Genomic DNA, 21,142 nt, shown 5'->3' with positions numbered 1-21,142 from the left:
AGAGCGCAGGCTTTATAGCAAATAAAAGGGCTAGCCGGCGTACTGCAAGAGACAAACGGCAGCACCCGCCCCCGGCTCCCGGGAACCAACCGTTCAGATACTGTAACAATTTCTTGTGCATTCACGTGAATGCACACTACCCCAACAACTGACTCAACACCGCACGCAACTTGCCCGGTTTCACCGGTTTGCTCAACAACGGAGCCCCAAGGCGCTGCATCGCCAGACGGCTCTGATCGCTACGATCAGCAGTGATCATCACCGCGGCAATCGGCCGCCCAAAGTGCGCCCGCAGGTCCATGACCACATCACAGCCTGTTATTCCGTGGTCGAGATGGTAGTCCGCCAGGATCAGCTCCGGCTCACGCCCCTGAAGCACCTCCAGCGCGCTCTCACGGTCTGTAGCAGTCAGCACCTCACACCCCCACTGGCCAAGCAACGAGGCCATGCTCTGGAGAATGCTCAGCTCGTTGTCCAGGACCAGCAAACGACGCCCCGGCAATGGATTGCCGATACTGGGTTGCGGCAACACGGCTGCCGCCGGTGGGCGTGGCAAATCGTGGGTCAGCGGTACATCAATGCTGAATACCGAGCCGCGCCCCGGCCAGGAACGCACACGCACCTGGCAGTCGAGTATGCGGGCAATACGCTCGACAATCGCCAACCCCAGGCCAACCCCCTTGCGATCAGCCGCACGACCAACGTCGAGCTGATTGAACTCCAGAAAAATCGACTCCAGGCGATCGGCTGCAATCCCCCTACCGCTATCCCACACCTCAAGTCGCAGGTAATGACCACATCGCCTGGCCCCCAACAACACACGTCCGTGCTCGGTGTATCGGCAGGCATTGCTGAGGAAGTTGCGCAGGATCCGCGTCAACAAGCGCAAATCGGTATGAATCACCCGCTGACCGCTACGCACCCGCAAGCTCAGCCCTGCCGCCTCCGCTACCGGCTGGAACTCCGACGCCAATGGGGCCAACACCTCATCGAGGCTATACAGGTCAAGGTCCGGCTTGATCGCGGCCTGGTCCAGCCGGGAGATATCGAGCAAATCGGTAAGCAGGTCTTCGGCGCCTTCCAGCGCCTGATGAGCGCGTTCGACCAACACCTGCTCGGTGGCCGGTAGCGGTCGCTCACGCAAGGTAGAGATCAGCAGCCGCGCCGCATTCAACGGTTGCAACAGGTCATGGCTGGCCGCAGCCAGATACTTGTCCTTGCTACGGTTGGCGGCCTGGGCCGCATCGCGAGCCTCAATCAATTCATTGGTACGCTCGGTGACGCGCTGCTCCAGTTCATCGTTGAGCTGTTGCATGCGCTCTTGAGCCTGCTTGCGCTCGGTAATATCGGCAACAAAGCCCTCCACCAGGCCCTCTTCATCCGGTCGACGCAGCAGGTTCATCAGCACGTCGATACTGCTGCCATCACGGCGACGCAACTGTGTCTCATAGCCCAGCAAGGCGCCGTCGCGCTGCAACACCTGGGTAATTTGCAACAGCTCCGTCGGCCCACCGACAAACAAATGCCCTCCCAGGTCTCTGCGAGCAAACAACACAGCCTGAGGGTCCGAGTAACCCAGCATACGTGCCAATGCCGGGTTCGCGGCACGCAGGCCATCGTCCAGGCTGGCCTGAAAAATCCCGTGTACCGCGTGCTCGAACAGCCACTTGTAACGATTGCGCTCGGCCTCCAGCTCCTCCAGCCGCACGGCCAACTCCGGGTAGTGGCTCTTGCGAACGGTGTGGTTGCTCAGCCCTAGGAGCCCGGCAAGGGCATCGGCCCGAGGTTCAGAGGGCCTCGCCATACACCACCTCGACATCACGCAAGCTCGAGGCACGCGGGTTGGTCAGAATGCATGGATCATCCATGGCATGCTGCGACAGGAACGGGATATCCGACAGGCCAACACCGTGCAGGCCAAGGGTTTCATGGAAGCCCACCGCATGCTTGAGGGCAATCAGGTGCTCAACCAGCCGCTGGCGAATCTGGTTGTGGTTCAAACCGCGGCAATCAATACCGAGGGTCTCGGCGATCACTTTGAAACGCTCGGGGGCGGCGCTGTAGTTGAAGGCCACGACGTGCTCAACCAACACCGCATTGCACAAGCCATGCGGCAGGTCGAGAAAACCGCCCAGGCTATGGGACATGGCATGCACCGCCCCCAGAATGGCGTTGGAAAATGCCAACCCGGCCTGCATGCTGCCCAACATGATCTTCTCGCGCAGAGCGATATCGCCGGGGTTGGCAATCATCTGCACCAGGTGGCCGTTGATCAGGCGCATCGCTTCCAGGGCATGGGGATCGGTCAGCGGCCCGTGGCCGGTAGAGACAAAAGCCTCGATGGCATGCACCAACGCATCGATACCGGTGCAGGCGGAAAGGAACGGGTCCATGCTCAGGGTGGTTTCCGGGTCGATCAACGACACATCCGGCACCACTGCCTTGCTGACGATGGAGAATTTCATCCGTTCTTGCTGGTTGGAAATGATCACGAACTGCGAGACATCCGCCGAGGTGCCGGCCGTGGTCGGGATCAGGATCAGCGGCGGGCTCGGCACGCGAATGGTATCGACCCCTTCAAACTCCAGAATATGCCGCCCATGCGCGACCACGATGCCAATGCCCTTGGCGCAATCCATCGGGCTACCGCCACCGACGGCGACAATCACATCGCACTGCTCACTGCGGTAACGCTCAGCGCCGGCCATGACCTCCTCGACCCGAGGATTGGGCGACACGTCACTGTACAGGCAGTACTCGATGCCTTGCTCACGCAGGCTGGCTTCGATATCAGCCACCCACCCCGCCACGATCACACCTGGGTCGCTGACCAGCAACACCTTGCGTGCGCCAAAGGTCTTGGCGTAGTTGGCCACATGGTGCCGACAGCCGGCGCCGAAGATGATTTCCGGGGAGACGAATTTACGCAACTGGCTCAGGTTCGGGCTCATGCAACGCCTTCTTGTTTTTTTTAAGATAGCGCCAGCCTAAAGCATCGGACCGGGATTGCAATCAGACCGTCAAGGTCGTCGAAGATAAGCCGCGCCGGTCACTGCAACCAGTGACCGGCGGGAGAAGGATCAACGGTTGGCGAAGTACATCGTCACTTCAAAACCAATACGCAGATCAGTGAACGCAGGCTTTTTCCACATAGCTCGATCCTCTTCTAGCACCACAGGATTGCGGTGATTTCATTAAACACTTGCCCTGCAAACCACGCCTCCTACTTTGGGAGCAAACGGCGCAGCGCTTTGGTGCCATACCCTCAACAAGCCCTTCAGATACGCCGCGCACACGCGAGCGCCCTGCCAAGGGCAGATCTCGTCAAGCGAGCACTGAGTGGAGCACAAAAAAGCAGCCGCTGAACACTGACAGAAATGCCAGGTATCCAGCGGCTGAAAGGGACGTGAATTAGAAGAAGCCCAGCGGATTGATGTCGTAGCTCACCAGCAGGTTCTTGGTCTGCTGGTAATGGTCGAGCATCATTTTGTGGGTTTCACGGCCAACGCCAGACTTCTTGTAACCACCAAATGCGGCATGGGCCGGGTACAGGTGGTAGCAGTTGGTCCACACGCGACCGGCCTTGATCGCGCGGCCCATGCGGTAGGCACGGTTGATGTCACGGGTCCAGACGCCAGCACCGAGGCCAAACTCGGTGTCGTTGGCAATCGCCAGGGCTTCGGCCTCGTCCTTGAAGGTGGTCACACCAACGACAGGGCCGAAGATTTCTTCCTGGAACACCCGCATGCCATTGTGCCCCTTGAGCAGGGTCGGCTGGATGTAATAGCCCTGGGACAAATCACCGGCCAGACGCTCGCGATCACCACCGGTGAGCACCTCGGCGCCTTCTTCGCGGGCGACCTGCATGTAGGAGAGGATCTTTTCGTACTGCTGTTCTGAAGCCTGGGCGCCGACCATGGTTTCGGTGTCCAGCGGATTGCCGCGTTTGATCTGGCCGATCTTCTTCATCACCGCGGCCATGAAGGGCTCGTAGATCGACTCCTGAACCAACGCCCGTGATGGGCAGGTGCAGACTTCACCCTGGTTGAAGAACGCCAGCACCAGGCCTTCGGCAGCCTTTTCGATGAATGCAGGTTCGGCCTGCATGATGTCCTCGAAGAAAATGTTCGGCGATTTCCCGCCCAGTTCCACTGTAGACGGAATGATGTTTTCGGCAGCACATTTGAGAATGTGCGAGCCCACAGGGGTGGAGCCGGTGAAGGCGATCTTGGCGATGCGCTTGCTGGTGGCCAGGGCCTCACCCGCTTCACGGCCAAACCCCTGAACGATATTCAACACGCCCGGTGGCAACAGGTCGCCAACCAGCTCGGCCAGCACTGTAATCGACAGCGGCGTCTGCTCAGCAGGCTTGAGCACGATGCAGTTACCGGCGGCCAGCGCTGGCGCGAGCTTCCAGGCCGCCATCAGCAGCGGAAAGTTCCACGGGATGATCTGCCCGACCACACCCAGCGGCTCGTGGAAATGGTAAGCCGTCGTAGTGTCATTGATCTCGGCGGCGCCACCCTCCTGAGCACGGATGCAGCCGGCAAAGTAACGGAAATGGTCAGCGGCCAAGGGTACGTCGGCATTCAGGGTTTCACGGATGGCCTTGCCATTGTCCCAGGTTTCGCTGATGGCAAGCACTTCCAGGTGCTGCTCGATACGGTCGGCAATCTGCAGCAGAATCCGCGAGCGGTCCTGCACCGAGGTTCGCCCCCAGGCATCGGCAGCGGCATGGGCCGCGTCCAGGGCACGGTCGATGTCGGCCGCATTGGAGCGCGGAAACTCCGCAATCAGTTGGCCATTGACCGGCGAGCTGTTGCTGAAGTACTGGCCGCTCAACGGCGCAACGAACTCACCGCCGATGTAGTTGCCATAACGGGGCTTGAAACTGACAAGGGCATCTGGGGTGCCGGGTGCTGCGTAAATCATGCGCAAACCTCTGCTGATCGAGGCCTGCCGAAGGGCAGGCAGTGGTTCGATCTTAGCCAGCAGGTCGATAGCCGCGAATGAGCCGTTGGCAGCGGGCGGCTCATTATTTGGTAGTAGGTCTGGGAGGCGTCGTAGCACCTTGGCAAGGCCTGGCTCCCACCGCCCAATGTGTGCGGGAGCAGGCCTTGCCGGCGAGTTGGCGCCTTAACGGTCCTTGAACTGTGCTTCGCGCTTGGCGATGAAAGCCGCCATGCCTTCTTTCTGGTCTTCAGTGGCGAAGGCAGCATGGAACACGCGACGCTCGAAGCGCACACCTTCGGTGAGGTTGACTTCAAAGGCGCGGTTGACGCTTTCCTTGACCATCATGGTCATCGGGATCGATTTGCTGGCGATAACGGCAGCGACCTTCAGCGCTTCGTCGAGCAACTCCGCCTGAGGTACGACACGGGCAACCAGCCCCGCACGCTCGGCCTCTTCAGCGCCCATCAGGCGACCGGTCAGGCACAGTTCCATAGCCTTGGCCTTGCCTACGGCGCGCGTCAGGCGCTGCGTACCGCCCATGCCCGGCAGCACACCCAGGTTGATTTCCGGCTGGCCGAACTTGGCGTTGTCAGCGGCAAGGATGAAGTCGCACATCATCGCCAATTCACAACCGCCACCCAAGGCGAAACCGGAGACGGCAGCAATGATCGGCTTGCGGCGATTGGCGATACGGTCAGCGTCGCTGAACAGGTCATCGACGTAGATCTGCGGGTAACGCAGGTCGGCCATTTCCTTGATATCGGCACCGGCAGCAAAGGCCTTCTGGGAGCCGGTAAGCACCACGCAGCCGATGTTCGGGTCGCGTTCGAGCTGGTCCAGCGCCTGGTTGATCTCACTCACGATCTGCGCGTTCAGGGCATTGAGCGCCTGCGGCCGATTGAGGGTGATCAGACCGACCTTGTCACGGATGTCCAACAGGATGGTTTCGTACGTCATGCAAACGGCTCCCTTCAAAGATTACGCGCAATGACCATGCGCTGAATGTCGCTGGTGCCTTCGTAGATCTGGCAAACCCGCACATCGCGGTAGATCCGCTCCAGCGGGAAGTCGCTCAGATAGCCATAACCGCCCAGGGTCTGCAAGGCATCGGAGCAGACCTTCTCGGCCATTTCCGAAGCAAACAGTTTGGCCATCGAGGCTTCCACCAGCGCCGGACGCCCTGCATCACGCAAGGCTGCGGCATGATGCACCATCTGCCGCGCCACGGCGATGCGCGTTGCCATATCGGCCAGACGGAATGCGACAGCCTGATGCTCGATCAACGGTTTGCCGAAGCTTTGCCGCTCGCGGGCATAATCGCGTGCCACTTCAAACGCTGCGCGGGCCATACCCACCGATTGCGCGGCAATGCCGATGCGCCCGCCCTCCAGGTTCGCCAGCGCAATCTTGTAGCCTTCGCCCTCCTCGCCGAGGCGGTTGGCCACCGGCACGCGGACGTCATCGAAAACGATCTGGCAGGTGTCGGAGGCATGCTGGCCCAGCTTGTCTTCGACCCTGGCGACTTGGTAGCCCGGTGAATCCGTCGGCACGATGAAAGCGCTGATGCCGCGCTTGCCGGCTGCCGGATCCGTCACGGCAAACACGATCACCACACCGGCATTTTGCCCGGAGGTGATGAACTGCTTGCAGCCATTCAGTACGTAATGATCGCCATCACGGCGGGCGCGGGTTTTCAGGCTGCTGGCATCGGAACCGGCCTGCGGCTCGGTCAGGGCGAACGCACCGAGCATGGCGCCACTGGCCAGCGGGGTAAGGAACTGGGCTTTCTGCTGGTCATTGCCAAACTTGAGGATCGGCACACAGCCCACCGAGTTGTGCACGCTCATGATGGTCGAGCAGGCGCCATCACCGGCAGCGATTTCCTCAAGGGCCATGGCGTAAGCCAGGTAACCGGTGTCACAACCGCCCCACTGCTCCGGCACCAGCATGCCGAAGAAGCCCAGTTCAGCCATTTCGACCATGGCTTCTTTCGGGAAGCGGTGCTCACGGTCCCACTGTTCAGCAAAGGGCCGCAGACGCTCTTGGGCAAACTGCCGGGCGGCGTCGCTGATCTGCTGTTGTTCGTCATTCACTAACATGGTGGACCTCAATACAGGCATTCAACGGCCATGGCCGTGGCTTCACCGCCGCCGATGCAGATCGCCGCCACACCTCGGCGCAGGCCTTTCTGGCGCAGGGCCGAGAGCAGCGTGACGAGAATCCGCGCACCCGACGCACCGATCGGATGGCCAAGGGCGCAAGCGCCACCGTGGACATTGACCTTGTCATGGGGCAATTCGAGCGCTTGCATGGCAGCCAGGGTAACCACGGCAAAGGCTTCGTTGATTTCAAACAGATCGACTTCACCGAGGTTCCAGCCGGTGCGCTTCATCAGCTTTTCGATGGCGCCAATCGGTGCAACCGGGAACAGCGATGGCGTGTCAGCGAACGCTGCGTGACCATGGATCACTGCCAGCGGCTTGAGGCCACGTTGCTCAGCCTGGGAACGGCGCATCAGCACCAGCGCGGCTGCGCCGTCGGAGATCGAACTGGAGTTGGCCGCCGTTACGGTACCACCGTCACGAAAGGCCGGTTTGAGTTGCGGGATCTTGTCCGGGCGCGCCTTGGGCGGCTGTTCGTCATCACTGATCAGACGCTGTTCCTTGCCCACGGTGACTTCGACCGGAACGATCTCGGCGGCGAAGCTGCCGTCCTTGATCGCCTGCTGGGCGCGGGTCAGCGAGGCAATGGCAAAATCGTCCTGGGCTTTGCGACTGAAGCCATTCTTCTCGGCGCAATCCTCAGCGAAGGTGCCCATCAAGCGGCCCTTGTCGTAGGCATCTTCCAGGCCATCGAAGAACATGTGATCGATGATCTTGCCGTGCCCCATGCGATAACCGCTGCGGGCCTTGTCCAGCAGGTACGGCGCGTTGGACATGCTTTCCATGCCGCCGGCCACCACCACATCGGCGCTGCCGGCCAGCAGCAGGTCATGGGCCATGATCGCGGCCTGCATGCCCGAACCACACATTTTGTTCAGGGTTGTACAGGTAGTGCCCTTGTCCAGGCCAGCACCGAGGGCTGCCTGACGGGCCGGCGCCTGACCAAGACCGGCAGGCAGTACACAGCCGAACAACACCTGCTCGACGCTATCGCTGGCAATACCGGCGCGCTCTACGGCCGCACGAATGGCTGCAGCACCGAGTTGCGGGGCCGTCAGGCTTTTCAGGTCACCCTGCAGCCCACCCATCGGGGTACGCACGGCGCTGACAATGACAATTGGATCGTTGGCGAGGGTCATGATGGTTACTCTCTGATTACTTGGCAGCCATGCGCAGCGCACCGTCGAGACGGATCACTTCGCCGTTGAGCATGCTGTTCTCGATAATGTGACGGGCGAGCGCCGCGTATTCCTGCGGACGCCCCAGGCGTGGCGGATACGGCACACCTGCAGCCAGCGAATCACGCACTTCCTGAGGCATGCCCGCCATCATTGGGGTCTCGAAGATGCCTGGGGCGATGGTCATCACGCGGATACCAAACCGCGCCAGTTCACGGGCCGCCGGCAACGTCAGGCTGGCGATGGCGCCCTTGGAGGCAGCATAGGCTGCCTGGCCGATCTGGCCATCATAGGCAGCGATGGATGCGGTGTTGATGATCACTCCGCGCTCACCCTCGGCACCGGCCTCAGTTTCAGCCATGGCCGCCGCAACCAAACGCAGCAAATTGAAGCTACCGACCAGGTTAATGTTGATCACCCGACTGAAGCTGTCCAGGCCGTGCGGGCCCTGTTTACCGAGGATCTTCTCGGCACCGACCACGCCGGCACAGTTGACCAGCCCGTGAAGGCTACCAAAGGCTTCAACTGCGGCATCCACTGCAGCCTTGGCGGCGGCTTCCTGGCTGATATCGGCAACCGCGTAACGTGCCTTGGGGCCAAGGGCCTGCGCCTTGGCCGCTACAGCCTCGGCATTGAGGTCGACCAGCATGACCTGGGCACCGGCCTCGATGAGCATTTCGGCGGTGGCCGCGCCCAGCCCGGAGGCCGCGCCGCTGACGATGAAGTTTTTATTGGCAATGTGCATGTTCGGGTTCCTCAGGCGCTGGCAGTCTGACCCAGCGCGGCTTGTTGTTTGGCGATTTCCTGATTGCGCAGGATGAAGCGCTGCAGCTTGCCGCTCGGGGTTTTCGGCAGCTCGCTGACAAATTCGATTTCACGTGGGTAGGCATGGGCATACAGGCGTTGGCGCACGTGCTGGCGCAGGGTTTCGGCCAGTTCGGGGCTGGCGCTGTGGCCATTCCCCAGCACCACGAACGCCTTGACCAGCTCAGTGCGCTCCGGGTCGGGTTTGCCGATCACCGCGGCCTCGACCACCGAAGGGTGTTCGATCAAGGCGCTCTCGACGTCGAACGGTCCAACCCGGTAGCCGGAGGTGGTGATCACGTCGTCACTGCGGCCGACGAAGCTGATGCTGCCGTCGTCGTTCAACTCGACGGTGTCGCCACTCAGGTAGTACTTGCCGACAAAGGCCTTGGTTGGCAGGCCGTGATAACCCGCGAACCAGCACAGTGGTGACTGCTCACGGTCCACGGCGAGAATGCCTGGCTGCCCGGCAGGCAGTTCACGCTGCTGCTCATCCAGCACGACAATGCGATGCCCTGGAACGGCAAAACCTGCGGCGCCCATATGCACCTTGTGCGCAAGACCATGGTGATTGCACAGGACCATGCCCAGCTCGGTCTGGCCATAGTGGTCATGGATAGGCACATTCAACTGCTCGGCGAACCAGCGGATCACTTCTGGGTTGAGCGGCTCCCCAGCGCTACTGACCACCCGCAGGCAGCCCTTGATCGGCGCCGAAAAGTCCTCACCGGCAGCAATCAACATACGGTAGGCGGTTGGCGAACCGGCGAGGTTGGTAATGCCGTATTTCTTGATCACCTTGCAGGTGCTTTCAACGCTGAACGGGCCATCGAAGAAGGTCGTCGCGTGGCCCAGCGACAGCGGGCCGGTAACCGCATAGTAGAGCCCGTAAGCCCAACCCGGGTCGGCCAGGTTCCAGAAAGCGTCTTCCGGGCGCAGGTCGATGGCGTCGCGCATGTACCCCTGGAACGCGACGATCGCGCGCAGCGGCACTTCCAGCGGCTTGGCCGGGCCGGTGGTGCCGGAGGTGAACATCAGCAGAAACGGTGCGTCGGCGCTCAGCAGCACAGGCTCGCATTCACTCGCCGCAGCATTGAGTTCGGTATGGAAGTCGAGGTCGCCGGAGTCAGCCTGAGCGAGCACCGAGATAATCCGCGGGCAACCCTCGACGTCATCGAGCTTGCTGCGGTTGTTGCGGTCGGTGATCACCACCTTGGCACCGGAGCTTTCCAGTCGGTGCTCGATCGCCTTGGGGCCAAATGCGGTGAACAGCGGCTGGTACACCGCACCCAGGCGCCAGGTACCGAGTATCGTCACCAGCAGTTCTGCGGTACGTGGCAACAAACCCGCCACACGGTCGCCGGGGCCTACACCCTGAGCCTTGAGCACGTTGGCAAACCGCGCGGCGCGGGCCTGCAGATCGGCAAAACTGTAGTGCGTGCTGTTACCGTCACGGTCTTCGCAGTTCAACGCAATACGCCCGTCCTGGGCATGTCGGTCACAGCACTCAACACAGGCGTTGAGCGCCTCAAGGTTACCTGCAAGGGCCTCGTCGGCGGCCTGCTGATAGTTGAAGCTGCCCGCAGCCACGCTGTATTCACGCATCACCAGACTCCTCGTTTCTTATTTTTGGAATAAACGAATGATCTGTTGATAGTCGCGCTGGTCACTGCCTGCGGCAATGGTCAAAGCGCGCAATCTGGATGACTGGTTTGGCCACTCAGTCGGTCGGCAGAAGAATCAGGCTGCGGTAGTGCCCCGGGTTACTGCCGGTCCATTTGCGGAATGCCTTGTAGAACGAGCTGGTATCGGCAAACCCCAGGCGCGCGGCAATGTCAGCAAAACTGACGTCGGCTTCGGCCAACCAGGTGATCGCCAGTTCCCGGCGCACACTGTCTTTCAAGCCCTGATAGGTCTGCCCTTCATCGGCCAAGCGCCGCCGTAACGTCGAGGCGGAAATGCACAGGCGCTGGGCCAAGGCTTCGGTCTCGGGCCAGGCAGCAGCGGGCAGCGCGCGCAGGTCGTGGCGAATACGCCGCGCCAGGCTGGCCGGGTCGCGGTACTTGACCAGGATGTTGGCGGGCGCTTCGGCCAGAAAGCGCTGCAACTCATCGACGCTGCGCCTGACGGGAAGATCAAGGCACTCGGCCGCAAAGATCATCCGCGTGCGCGGGCGACCGAACTGCAGGTTCTCGGAAAACATCACCCGGTAGTCGTCGCAGAAGTCCGGCTCGGTACAGCGCAGTTCGATAGCCAGGATCGGAATACGCCGCCCTGCCAGCCAGCAGGCGACACCATGAACGATCATCCAGAAGGTGAAGTAGGTAAACGCCCGACGAGGTGCATCTTCAGGTTCGCCGACCACGATTTCGGCCAGGCTCTGCTGGCGCACCAACACCGGTTGCAGGTGCTCCAGCATCAATGACAGGAAGCTCAGCGCCGACTCCAGCGCGGCGCCCAGCGTGGGCTGCGCCATGGAAGAACGGCACAAAAATGCCAGGCTGCCGCTGCGCAAGCCGCGCGGGTCCATGCAGAAAAACTCATCGTGACAACGTCGCGCCAACAGCCGCCATAGCTGCGCATAGGCACTGGCCGGCACACGGGCATCGAGCTGGCCCAACTGCTGCGGGTCGATGCCGACCCGTTTGAGTACCTCGCTCGTGGCGCTGCCTGCTGCACAACTCTGCAACAGGGCCTCACGCACCAGTTGCATGGAGATCGTGTCTTTCTCCGTCATCGCTTGTACTTCACCTTCCCTTGAGGTTGCCGGTCGACATCTTAGAGCTCCGCCAGCGAAAACGCTCGTTTCAGCCCTGCTGTGCCAGGTCCAGAAATGCCCGTATCAGCCGAAGCTCACGGCGCCGTTCCAGACAACCCAGCATATGCTGGTTGATCAGCCCCGGGCCGGCAATCGGCCGGGCCACAACACGCGGGTCGTGGCTGACTTCGACCGAGGCGACAATGCCGATACCCAGCTCTGCCGCCACGGCTTCGGTCACTGCTTCGCGGCTATCCAGTTCCAGCAGGACCCTGGGCTGCACCTGCGCTTCGCTGCACGCCTGATCGAAGGTGCGCCGGGTAATCGAACTGGGCTCGCGCAGCACCATGATCTGTTTATCCAACTGGTCAATGGGCAACTGCGCAGTACTGGCAGCCCATTCATGCCCGGCCGGAATCAGTGCACAGATATGCGACGGCCCAAGGCTCTGCAAATACAGCCCCTTGCGCGGTTCCACCTCGGTCAGTACCGCCACATCGGCATGTTCGGACAACAACGCCGCAAGGGTTTCCTGAGCATTGCCCAGGCGCAGGTTGACCGTAATGCCCGGGTAGCGGGCGCGCAATTGCGCGAGCATCGGCATGACCCGGTGCGGGCCGTCTGCGGCCACTTCCAGGCGCCCGGTCAGCAACTGCCGGTTGGCTTCAAGCATCGCCTGGGCCTCTTCAGCCAGGCTGAACATGGCACGGGTGATCGCCGCCAGGCGGGTGCCCTCCTCGGTCAGTTCCACCCGGCGCGCCGTACGGCGCAACAAGGTGATCTGGTAATGCTCTTCAAGTGCCTTGATATGCCCGGTGACCGCTGGCTGGCTGATGAACAAGCGATTGGCGGCCCGGGTAAAACTGCCTTCACGGGCCACGGCATCAAAGGCGCGGAGCTGGAACAGGTTCATCAGTATCGGCCCCACTTATAGTTGGCATAACAACAAACAATTTGATTGATGGCGCGCGGAATTGCAACTTAAGCCCCGTACCTTCAGCCCACAGTTTGTGAGGACCACCACCATGAGTACTGCCGCTCCGATCCTGCTGACCCCTGGCCCCCTGACCACTTCGGCCCGTACACGGCAAGCAATGCTGGTGGACTGGGGCTCGTGGGACCGTGACTTCAACCAACTGACCGCCAGCCTGTGCCAACAACTGCTGGCCATCATCAACGGCGCCGGGACACACCATTGCGTTCCCCTGCAAGGCAGCGGCACCTTCGCCGTGGAAGCAGCCATCGGTACCTTGGTACCGCGCGACGGTAAAGTGCTGGTACTGATCAACGGCGCCTACGGCCAGCGCCTGGCAAAAATCTGCAAAGTACTAGGGCGCGCCTACAGCACGTTCGAAACCGCAGAAGACGAGCCGACCACGGCTGCCGATGTCGACCGCCTGCTGCAAGCCGACGCCAGCATCACCCACGTGGCGCTGATTCATTGTGAAACCAGTACCGGCATTCTCAACCCGCTGCCCGACATCGCCCGGGTCGTCGCCAACCACGGCAAGCGCCTGATCATCGATGCCATGAGTTCGTTTGGAGCCTTGCCGATCGACGCCAGCGAAGTGCCCTTCGATGCCCTGATCGCCGCTTCCGGCAAGTGCCTGGAAGGTGTGCCGGGCATGGGCTTCGTATTCGCCAACCAGGCATCGCTGGCCGCTGCCGAAGGCAACTCGCATTCCCTGGCAATGGACCTGCACGATCAACACAGCTACATGGCCAAGACCGGCCAATGGCGCTTCACCCCGCCCACCCATGTGGTCGCGGCCCTGCATGAAGCCCTGCTGCAGTACAACGAGGAAGGTGGCCTGCCCGCTCGTTATCAGCGCTACGCCAGCAACTGCAAAACCCTGCTCGATGGCATGGCCGCCATTGGCCTGCGCAGCTTCCTGCCGGCAGACATCCAGGCACCGATCATCGTCACCTTTCACGCCCCTCGTGATGCACGCTACGCCTTCAAAGACTTCTACGAGCGGGTCAAGGCCAAGGGGTTCATCCTCTACCCTGGCAAGCTCACCCAAGTGGAAACCTTCCGCGTCGGTTGCATCGGCTGTGTTGGCCCGGACGGCATGAGCGCCGCCGTCAACGCCATTGCCGAAGTGCTGCGCGAAATGGAAGTGCTGGATATCTGAAGCCGTTTTCAATCCGCCCGATGGCATGACCGATCAAGGAATTCACCGATGAACTACAAAAACCCAACACACCTGCAAGCCGCGATCCTCGACTGGGCCGGCACCGTGGTCGACTTTGGCTCCTTTGCACCTACGCAGATCTTCGTCGAAGCCTTTGCCGAGTTCGACGTCGAGGTTTCTATCGAGGAAGCCCGCGGCCCGATGGGCATGGGCAAATGGGACCATATCCGCACCCTCTGCGACCAACCGCAGATTGCCGAGCGCTACCGCAAGGTGTTCGGACGCACCCCGACCGATGATGACGTGACCGCCATTTACCAGCGTTTCATGCCGCTGCAGATCGAGAAGATCGCCGTGCATTCGGCACTGATCCCCGGCGCGCTGGACACCCTCACCGGCCTGCGTCAGAACGGCCTGAAGATCGGCTCGTGCTCGGGCTATCCGAAAGTGGTGATGGACAAGGTGGTCGAACTGGCGGCAAAGAACGGCTATGTTGCCGACCACGTAGTGGCCACTGACGAAACCCCTAATGGACGCCCTTGGCCGGCGCAAGCGCTGGCCAACGTGATTGCCTTGGGCATCGACGACGTCGCTGCATGCGTCAAGGTCGATGACACCGTGCCAGGCATCCTCGAAGGCCGCCGCGCCGGCATGTGGACCGTCGCCCTGGTCTGTTCCGGCAACGCCCTGGGCCTGACCTACGAAGGCTATCGCGCCCTCGACCCGAACACGCTGGAAGCCGAGCGCAAACGCATTCATGCGATGTTCGAAGGTTCGCGCCCGCACTACCTGATCGACACTATCAATGAGTTACCCGGCGTGATCGCTGACATCAACCAGCGTCTGGCCCGAGGTGAGATGCCGCAAGCGGTTTGACTGCGCAGTGCCGGCTCCTGAAAGGAGCCGGCCTCACCTCAACGCTGATGCAGCGCGACCCAGCGCGCATAGCTGTCAATGAACCCCTGCAGAAACGGCCGGGTTTTCTCCGAAAGCTTGCCATGTTCATCGAACAGGCTCCCCGCCCCGCCTACATATGCCTCGGGCTGCTGCATGCAAGGTACGTCGAGGAACACCAGCGACTGGCGCAAATGATGGTTGGCACCAAAGCCCCCCACCGCACCCGGCGACACACTGATTACCGCGCCCGGCTTGCCGCTCCAGGCACTCTGCCCGTAGGGCCGTGAACCCACATCAATGGCGTTTTTCAGCACACCTGGGACCGAACGGTTGTACTCAGGTGTCACAAACAACAGTGCATCGCTATTGCGAATCTGCTCACGAAAAGCCGTATAGGCAGCGGGTGGCGTGCCATCAATGTCTTCGTTGTACAGCGCCAGCCCGCCAATTTCGACAATACTCAATTTGAGACTGGGGGGCGCCAACTCGGCAAGCGCGCGAGCGACCTTGCGATTCAAGGACTCCTTACGCAGGCTGCCCACCAGCACCGCAACTGAATAGACCGGACTCATAGCGCTCTCCAACCTGAAAAACATAGGGAATTTTAGGTATAGACGATCAGTGCAGCTCCTCAGTTTTTTTCTACACTGGCAAAACTCCCCGCAGTTACAGCGGTCTATGGCTGACAGCGCATTTTTATTTCAGAGGTTGCACGTTAAATGACAGCAGTACTGGTCGGACAATTTCATGCACGGGATGCTGAAGGACGTATCTACCCTGTACATGAGTTCCAGGAATCTACCCTGCAGGCCGATGGAACTGCCGCCTCGCTCCCCGTTACCACCTACCGCCTGGCGATCGGTGACCGGGTCAACCACCTGGGTGAGGACCGCTTTGAACTGGTGCAAAGCGGTGTGGAGATCATCCGCATCCCCTGAGCCCATTCAGGGCGTAATGCAATCGACGGTATAGACCCGCCCCTGGGCGGTGTCTTCATGCTGGAGCCCATGCACGTCCGCGACAAAGCCGGGAAAACCGGTGTCGAAAGCCCGCGCGAAGGCCAGGTAGTCGATGATTGAGCGTGTCGCCTCGGTGAAGCGCTCACCCGGCATGATCAAGGGTATGCCCGGCGGGTACGGCACCAACATGACGGCGGCAATACGCCCGATCAATTGGTCGATGGGCACCGCCTCCACCTCCCCCCTGATCAGTTTGTCGTAGGCGTCGGCCGGTTTCATGACCACCTCTGGCAAACGGGTGTACAAACGCTTGAGTTGCTTGGCCGTGGCATTGCTGCGGTAACAGTCGTGCAACTGGTCACACAGGTCACGCAGGCCCAACCGCTGGTAACGCGACGGGTCCAGGTTTGCCACGCACGGCAGGCTTTCGAGCAAGTCGGTATTGGCGTCGTAGTTGCGCTTGAACTCCAGCAGCTCGGTCAGCAAGGTGCTCCACTTGCCCTTGGTAATACCCATGGAAAACAGCACCAGGAAGGAATAGAGCCCGGTCTTTTCCACCACCAGCCCTCGCTCCCAGAGAAACTTGCTGACCACGGCCGCCGGAATCCCGTGCTCGCCCAGCGCACCGTCCGCAGTCAGGCCCGGCATGACCAGCGTGACCTTGATCGGATCGAGCAGCACATAGTCATCGGCCACCTCGCCAAACCCGTGCCATGCGGCCTGCGGCTGCAGCAGCCAGTCAGCAGTAGCCACCGCCCGCGCACCTTCGACCCGTGGTGGTTGCCAGACACTGAACCACCAGTCATCGGCGGCGATATGCGTGCGCAGGTTGGCCAGGGCCCGCCTGAAGCTCAACGCTTCATCGAACATTTCCTGTAGCAAAGAACGCCCGGCCGGGCCTTCCATCATCGCCGACGCCACGTCGAGCGACGCCAGGATGCTGTATTGCGGCGACGTGGAAATATGCATCATGAACGCTTCGTTGAAACGGTCTCGGTCCAACTGCCGAGCCCCGCCATCCTGCACATGGATCATCGAAGCCTGGCTGAAGGCTGCCAGCAATTTGTGGGTCGAATGGGTGCTGAACACCAGCGGGCTGTCCGCACTGCGTGACGTTCCCATGGCGAAACGCCCGGCGAAAAACTCATGAAACGCCGCATAGGCATACCAGGCTTCGTCGAAGTGCAGCACCTCGACACTGTTGCCGAGCATCTGCTTGATCAGCTCGGCGTTGTAGCACAGGCCGTCATAGGTCGAGTTGGTCACCACGGCCATTCTCACCTTCGGCGCGCGGCCCTGCGCCAGCGGGTTGGCGTCGATCTTGGCCTGAATCGACTCGCGGCTGAATTCACTCAGCGGGATCGGCCCGATGATGCCCAGTTCGTTGCGTTCAGGGCACAGGTACAAAGGGATTGCACCGGTCATGATAATGGCGTGCAACACTGACTTGTGACAGTTGCGGTCAACCAGCACCAGATCATCGCGAGCGACCATCGCATGCCAGACAATCTTGTTGGCCGTAGAGGTGCCGTTGATCACAAAGAAGGTGTGGTCCGCACCAAAGTTGCGCGCAGCCCGCGCTTCAGCGTCAGCCAGTGGCCCGGTGTGATCGAGCAGCGAGCCAAGCTCCGGCACCGACACCGAGAGATCCGAGCGCAAGGTGTTTTCACCGAAAAACTGGTGGAACGCCTGGCCCACCGGGCTTTTGCGATACGCCACGCCGCCGCCGTGACCCGGCGTATGCCAGGAGTAGTTGGACTGCGCAGTGTGTTGCACCAATGCCTTGAAGAACGGCGGCAACAGCCCGTCCAGGTAATTGTGCGCAGCCCGTGCCACCTGCCGCGCCAAAAACGGTACCGTGTCTTCAAAAAGGTAGAGGATACCGCGCAGCTGGTTCAGCTCGCTCATGGCTTCTGCCGGCGCATTCTCCAGCGTCACTTGCTCGCCCAAGGCAAAGATCGGCAGGTGTGGCGCACGCAGCCGCGCCAGGCGAATGAGCTCGACCATGTTCTGCAGCAGGTGAGTATTCTCCCCGGCACCCTCGGCAGCGATCAGCATGCACGCCAGGCCATGGTGAGTGGACGCCACCAAACGTCCTTCGGCGTAATCCACCGCCGAAAGAATCGCAAAGCCGTCTTGCGTCAGCTCCTGGGCAATGGCGCGTACGCGCTCGCCAGCAACCGTATCAGCCTTGATATCGCGGTGAACGATCAGAACGGGAAACTTAAGATCCTTGTACATGCGCCACCCCACCCCGGAAACGACAGGCCCGAAGAGCCTTTCACTTCACAGGTTAGAAGGTTGCCGCCAGTGTGCAGGAACGACTTCAGTTCGCCTCGTTCATCTGTTGCCACAACGACGGACCACCCGCGGACTTGGCGATCGCTTCCAGGCGGGCAAGATGGGCTTCAAGCTCGCTGGCGTTAGCCCGAATGATTCGTCCAGGCTGACGATCAGCCGGCAACCGACGAATTTCGCTGCCCTGAATGCTGTTGCCGTTACTGTCTTCAGCACCGTCGGCAGCCAACGAAAGGCTGGTCTGCCCGCCGGTCATGGCCAGGTAGACGTCTGCCAGCAACTCGGAGTCAAGCAACGCGCCGTGCAAGTCGCGGCCGGAGTTGTCGATACCGTAGCGTTTGCACAAGGCATCAAGGCTGTTGCGTTGCCCCGGATGACGTTCCCGCGCCATCATCAGGGTGTCGAGCACGTCGCAGTATTGGGTGATGTCAGTGCGGTCGGCGTAACCGGCCAAGGCGAATTCGTTGTTGATGAAACCAACGTCGAACGCCGCGTTATGGATGATCAGCCGCGCACCCTTGATGTATTCATAGAATTCATCGGCGACTTCGGCAAAGCGCGGTTTGCCAATCAGGAACGCATCGGTGATGCCGTGAACGCCGATAGCGCCCTCGTCACTCTCCCGATCCGGTTGCAGGTAAACGTGGAAGTTGCGGCCCGTCAGACGCCGACCAATCACCTCGACACAACCGATCTCGATGATCCGGTGACCGTCGGTAACCGGCATACCGGTGGTTTCGGTATCCAGCACTACCGACCTGTTGTTATGCATCTCCACGCCGGTGATCTCCTGCCGCGCACATCTAGAAAACCGCACCCCGTCGCTGATCCGGCCAAGCCGACAGTGACAGGGTGCTCAATTGGGAAAGCCGGGAATTCTACCTCAGCTCCCAGGCATTTGCCGGACCGATTTACGCTCAGCGCAGACCGCGCACTTCGTCGACACCGCGGTTGGCCAACTGGTCGGCCCGCTCGTTGCCGTCATGGCCAGTGTGGCCGCGCACCCACTTCCAGGTCACCTGGTGCCGACCGACCTGTTCGTCAAGCTGCTGCCACAGGTCGGCATTCTTCACCGGTTGCTTGGCAGCGGTTTTCCACCCGCGTTTCTTCCAATTGACCATCCACTCGTTAATGCCCTTCATGACATATTCCGAGTCGGTGACCAACAACACTTCGCAACTGCGCTTGAGGGCTTCCAGCGCACGGATGGCGGCCATCAACTCCATACGGTTGTTGGTCGTCTCGCGCTCGCCCCCCCACAACTCCTTTTCCACACCCTTGCAAATCAGCAGGGCGCCCCAGCCACCGGGGCCAGGGTTACCCTTGCAGGCACCATCGGTGTAGATCTCGACGCTTTCGCTCATGTACAGCCTTTTTCATCAGTAATTGCCCCCGAGCCTGCACGCTCAGGGTTCGGAATTGCGTCGGTTGACCTTGGCCATCGGAAGGGGCAGCAACTTGCCCATGGGTTCGCGACGCTCCTGGCGCAGCGGCCGCAGGCCAACCACCATTTTGCGCGCTACCAACAGGTAGACACCACCGCCGACACCCTGCCATCGGCCGGCCAAGCGCTCCCAGCCTTCCAGGCGCTGTTGCCAGGCGGCGGAAGCGAGCGGCGGACGATAGCACCCGAAGCGGCGTTTCTCCAGCGCGAAGCCCAGCAGGTTCAACCAGTCGCCGACGCGAGAGGGCGAGATGCAGCGCGCCTTGCGCAAGGCATCATGGGCAAAGAAATGACGCACTCCCCAGGTACTCCAGGGGTTGATACCGACGATCAATAAATGCCCACCAGGGCGCACGCTGCTGGCGGCCTCGCGCAGCAGGCCGTGCGGCGAAAGGCTGAAGTCCAGCCCATGCTGCAGCACGACCACATCAGCGGCGTGCTCACTCAACGGCCAGGCCTGCTCTTCACAGACAATCTCCACCCCTGGCAACGGCGCGCCCAGGCGCACATTGCGCTGCACTTGCGGCGCATTGGGCGGAGCCTCGGCACAAGGGCCGTAATGCACCAGGTAGCCACCGAAGTAACGCCCCAGTTCCTCCTCCAGCAGCCGCTGCTCTTCTTTGAGCAACAACTGCCCCAATGGCCCGCCGAACCAGTCTCTCGCCAGACTGATCAGCTCAAGCCAGTCCGGATCAGCCTGAGCGAACGCTTTGTCGGTCATAGCCCTCTCCCGCTTGCCGGGTTCTCGTGGAACCCCATAGCCTCTAAGATGCACCAATGTCCCACGCTTGGCGAATCGCACCATGATACAGATCGATGCCCTGCCCGCTTTCTCCGATAATTACATCTGGCTGTTGCAGGACCCTGCCAGCCGCCGTTGTGCGGTCGTCGATCCGGGGGACGCCGGCCCCGTGCTCACCTGGCTCGACCATAACCCTGGCTGGCAGTTGAGCGACATTCTGATCACCCACCACCACCACGATCATGTCGGCGGCATCGAAACGCTCAAGGCGACCACCGGCGCCCGGGTGTGCGGCCCGGCTACAGAGCCAATCCCGGCCCGCGACCTGGCCCTGAACGACAACGACCGCCTGCACGTGCTGGGCCTGACGTTCCAGGTGTTGGCAGTGCCCGGTCATACACTGGGGCATATTGCTTATTACAGTAGCCAGACACCAACACCGCTACTGTTCAGCGGCGACACGCTATTCGCCGCTGGCTGCGGTCGCCTGTTCGAAGGCACTGCCGAGCAAATGCACCAGTCACTGCAACGCCTGGCAGCCCTGCCAGCCGAGACGCTGGTCTATTGCACACATGAATACACCCTGAGCAACCTGCGCTTTGCCTGTGCGGTGGAACCACAAAACCCGCATATTGCCCAACGCTTCGCCGACGTTACCCAGTTTCGAGCACACGATCGCATCACATTACCCTCCACGCTGGCACTGGAGAAGCTGACGAACCCCTTTTTGCGCACCGGTGAAACATCCGTTAAAGAAAAAGTGGACGAACGGAATGGCACCCCAAGCGCCTCTCCAAGTACTGTTTTTGCTG

20 protein-coding genes are annotated in these 21,142 nt (G+C 61.1%); 4 read left to right on the top strand and 16 right to left on the bottom strand.

The features are described from left to right. Nucleotides 1–136 precede the first annotated feature (136 nt). The 11 genes from EKA13_RS13565 to EKA13_RS13515 form a co-directional block, all read right to left on the bottom strand. Entirely contained in the window at nucleotides 137–1,804 is a 1,668-nt protein-coding gene (locus tag EKA13_RS13565) for a PAS domain-containing hybrid sensor histidine kinase/response regulator (protein WP_065759912.1), read from the bottom strand. Continuing rightward, on the bottom strand, nucleotides 1,788–2,951 hold the full coding sequence (gene ercA, locus EKA13_RS13560; RefSeq protein WP_065759911.1) for an alcohol dehydrogenase-like regulatory protein ErcA: 1,164 nt from the start codon (nucleotides 2,949–2,951) through the stop codon (nucleotides 1,788–1,790). The genes EKA13_RS13565 and ercA overlap by 17 nt, the downstream gene beginning before the upstream one ends. Before the next feature lie 129 nt (nucleotides 2,952–3,080). Next, entirely contained in the window at nucleotides 3,081–3,152 is a 72-nt protein-coding gene (pqqA, locus tag EKA13_RS13555; RefSeq protein WP_009394664.1) for a pyrroloquinoline quinone precursor peptide PqqA, read from the bottom strand. Nucleotides 3,153–3,411: 259 nt separating this feature from the next. After that, nucleotides 3,412–4,932 (bottom strand): acetaldehyde dehydrogenase ExaC, encoded by a 1,521-nt coding sequence (gene exaC / locus EKA13_RS13550; RefSeq protein ID WP_065759935.1) that lies wholly within the window; start codon nucleotides 4,930–4,932, stop codon nucleotides 3,412–3,414. A gap of 204 nt (nucleotides 4,933–5,136) precedes the next feature. Continuing rightward, nucleotides 5,137–5,910: an enoyl-CoA hydratase gene (locus EKA13_RS13545; protein ID WP_065759910.1), complete on the bottom strand. Its 774-nt coding sequence runs from the start codon at nucleotides 5,908–5,910 to the stop codon at nucleotides 5,137–5,139. Between the two features lie 14 nt (nucleotides 5,911–5,924). Then, complete coding sequence (locus EKA13_RS13540) at nucleotides 5,925–7,052, bottom strand: acyl-CoA dehydrogenase (RefSeq protein WP_065759909.1); 1,128 nt, start codon at nucleotides 7,050–7,052, stop codon at nucleotides 5,925–5,927. A gap of 8 nt (nucleotides 7,053–7,060) precedes the next feature. Then, nucleotides 7,061–8,254 carry an acetyl-CoA C-acyltransferase gene (locus tag EKA13_RS13535; protein ID WP_065759908.1) on the bottom strand — a complete coding sequence of 398 codons (1,194 nt, stop codon included), beginning with the start codon at nucleotides 8,252–8,254 and terminating at the stop codon, nucleotides 7,061–7,063. 16 nt (nucleotides 8,255–8,270) lie between these two features. Beyond that, the gene (locus tag EKA13_RS13530; protein ID WP_065759907.1) at nucleotides 8,271–9,038 is read right to left on the bottom strand and encodes an SDR family NAD(P)-dependent oxidoreductase; all 768 of its coding nucleotides are present in this window, start codon (nucleotides 9,036–9,038) and stop codon (nucleotides 8,271–8,273) included. Nucleotides 9,039–9,049: 11 nt separating this feature from the next. Next, entirely contained in the window at nucleotides 9,050–10,702 is a 1,653-nt protein-coding gene (locus EKA13_RS13525) for an acyl-CoA synthetase (protein WP_065759906.1), read from the bottom strand. 115 nt (nucleotides 10,703–10,817) lie between these two features. Next, complete coding sequence (locus EKA13_RS13520; RefSeq protein WP_065759905.1) at nucleotides 10,818–11,834, bottom strand: AraC family transcriptional regulator; 1,017 nt, start codon at nucleotides 11,832–11,834, stop codon at nucleotides 10,818–10,820. 70 nt (nucleotides 11,835–11,904) lie between these two features. Next, nucleotides 11,905–12,768: a LysR substrate-binding domain-containing protein gene (locus EKA13_RS13515; RefSeq protein WP_065759904.1), complete on the bottom strand. Its 864-nt coding sequence runs from the start codon at nucleotides 12,766–12,768 to the stop codon at nucleotides 11,905–11,907. Between the two features lie 112 nt (nucleotides 12,769–12,880). Here EKA13_RS13515 and EKA13_RS13510 point away from each other — a divergent pair, with 112 nt between their 5' ends. Then, a complete protein-coding gene (locus EKA13_RS13510; protein WP_065759903.1) occupies nucleotides 12,881–13,990 on the top strand; it encodes a 2-aminoethylphosphonate--pyruvate transaminase in 1,110 nt (369 codons plus the stop codon). 48 nt (nucleotides 13,991–14,038) lie between these two features. After that, on the top strand, nucleotides 14,039–14,866 hold the full coding sequence (gene phnX / locus EKA13_RS13505) for a phosphonoacetaldehyde hydrolase (protein ID WP_065759902.1): 828 nt from the start codon (nucleotides 14,039–14,041) through the stop codon (nucleotides 14,864–14,866). 38 nt (nucleotides 14,867–14,904) lie between these two features. Here the strand turns inward: phnX and EKA13_RS13500 are convergent, their stop codons facing one another. Continuing rightward, nucleotides 14,905–15,459 (bottom strand): NADPH-dependent FMN reductase, encoded by a 555-nt coding sequence (locus tag EKA13_RS13500; RefSeq protein WP_065759901.1) that lies wholly within the window; start codon nucleotides 15,457–15,459, stop codon nucleotides 14,905–14,907. 147 nt (nucleotides 15,460–15,606) lie between these two features. On the opposite strand from EKA13_RS13500, the gene EKA13_RS13495 reads away from it, so the two are divergent. Then, nucleotides 15,607–15,825 carry a hypothetical protein gene (locus EKA13_RS13495; protein WP_065759900.1) on the top strand — a complete coding sequence of 73 codons (219 nt, stop codon included), beginning with the start codon at nucleotides 15,607–15,609 and terminating at the stop codon, nucleotides 15,823–15,825. A gap of 6 nt (nucleotides 15,826–15,831) precedes the next feature. On the opposite strand, the gene EKA13_RS13490 is transcribed toward EKA13_RS13495, so the two are convergent. From EKA13_RS13490 to EKA13_RS13475, 4 genes are all read right to left on the bottom strand, one after another. After that, the gene (locus EKA13_RS13490; RefSeq protein WP_065759899.1) at nucleotides 15,832–18,087 is read right to left on the bottom strand and encodes an Orn/Lys/Arg family decarboxylase; all 2,256 of its coding nucleotides are present in this window, start codon (nucleotides 18,085–18,087) and stop codon (nucleotides 15,832–15,834) included. 85 nt (nucleotides 18,088–18,172) lie between these two features. Continuing rightward, on the bottom strand, nucleotides 18,173–18,916 hold the full coding sequence (dnaQ, locus tag EKA13_RS13485) for a DNA polymerase III subunit epsilon (protein WP_065759934.1): 744 nt from the start codon (nucleotides 18,914–18,916) through the stop codon (nucleotides 18,173–18,175). 145 nt (nucleotides 18,917–19,061) lie between these two features. Continuing rightward, nucleotides 19,062–19,508: a ribonuclease HI gene (gene rnhA, locus EKA13_RS13480; protein ID WP_065759898.1), complete on the bottom strand. Its 447-nt coding sequence runs from the start codon at nucleotides 19,506–19,508 to the stop codon at nucleotides 19,062–19,064. A 42-nt stretch (nucleotides 19,509–19,550) separates the two neighbouring features. After that, the gene (locus EKA13_RS13475) at nucleotides 19,551–20,309 is read right to left on the bottom strand and encodes a methyltransferase domain-containing protein (protein WP_065759897.1); all 759 of its coding nucleotides are present in this window, start codon (nucleotides 20,307–20,309) and stop codon (nucleotides 19,551–19,553) included. 82 nt (nucleotides 20,310–20,391) lie between these two features. Between EKA13_RS13475 and gloB the strand changes: the two genes are divergently transcribed. Next, a partial coding sequence (gene gloB / locus EKA13_RS13470) for a hydroxyacylglutathione hydrolase (RefSeq protein ID WP_065759896.1) occupies nucleotides 20,392–21,142 on the top strand: 751 nt, incomplete at its 3' end.

The organism is Pseudomonas defluvii (genome assembly GCF_001695625.1).
GTDB classification, from domain to species: domain Bacteria; phylum Pseudomonadota; class Gammaproteobacteria; order Pseudomonadales; family Pseudomonadaceae; genus Aquipseudomonas; species Aquipseudomonas defluvii.
This window is presented reverse-complemented; position numbering and strand designations above follow the sequence as displayed.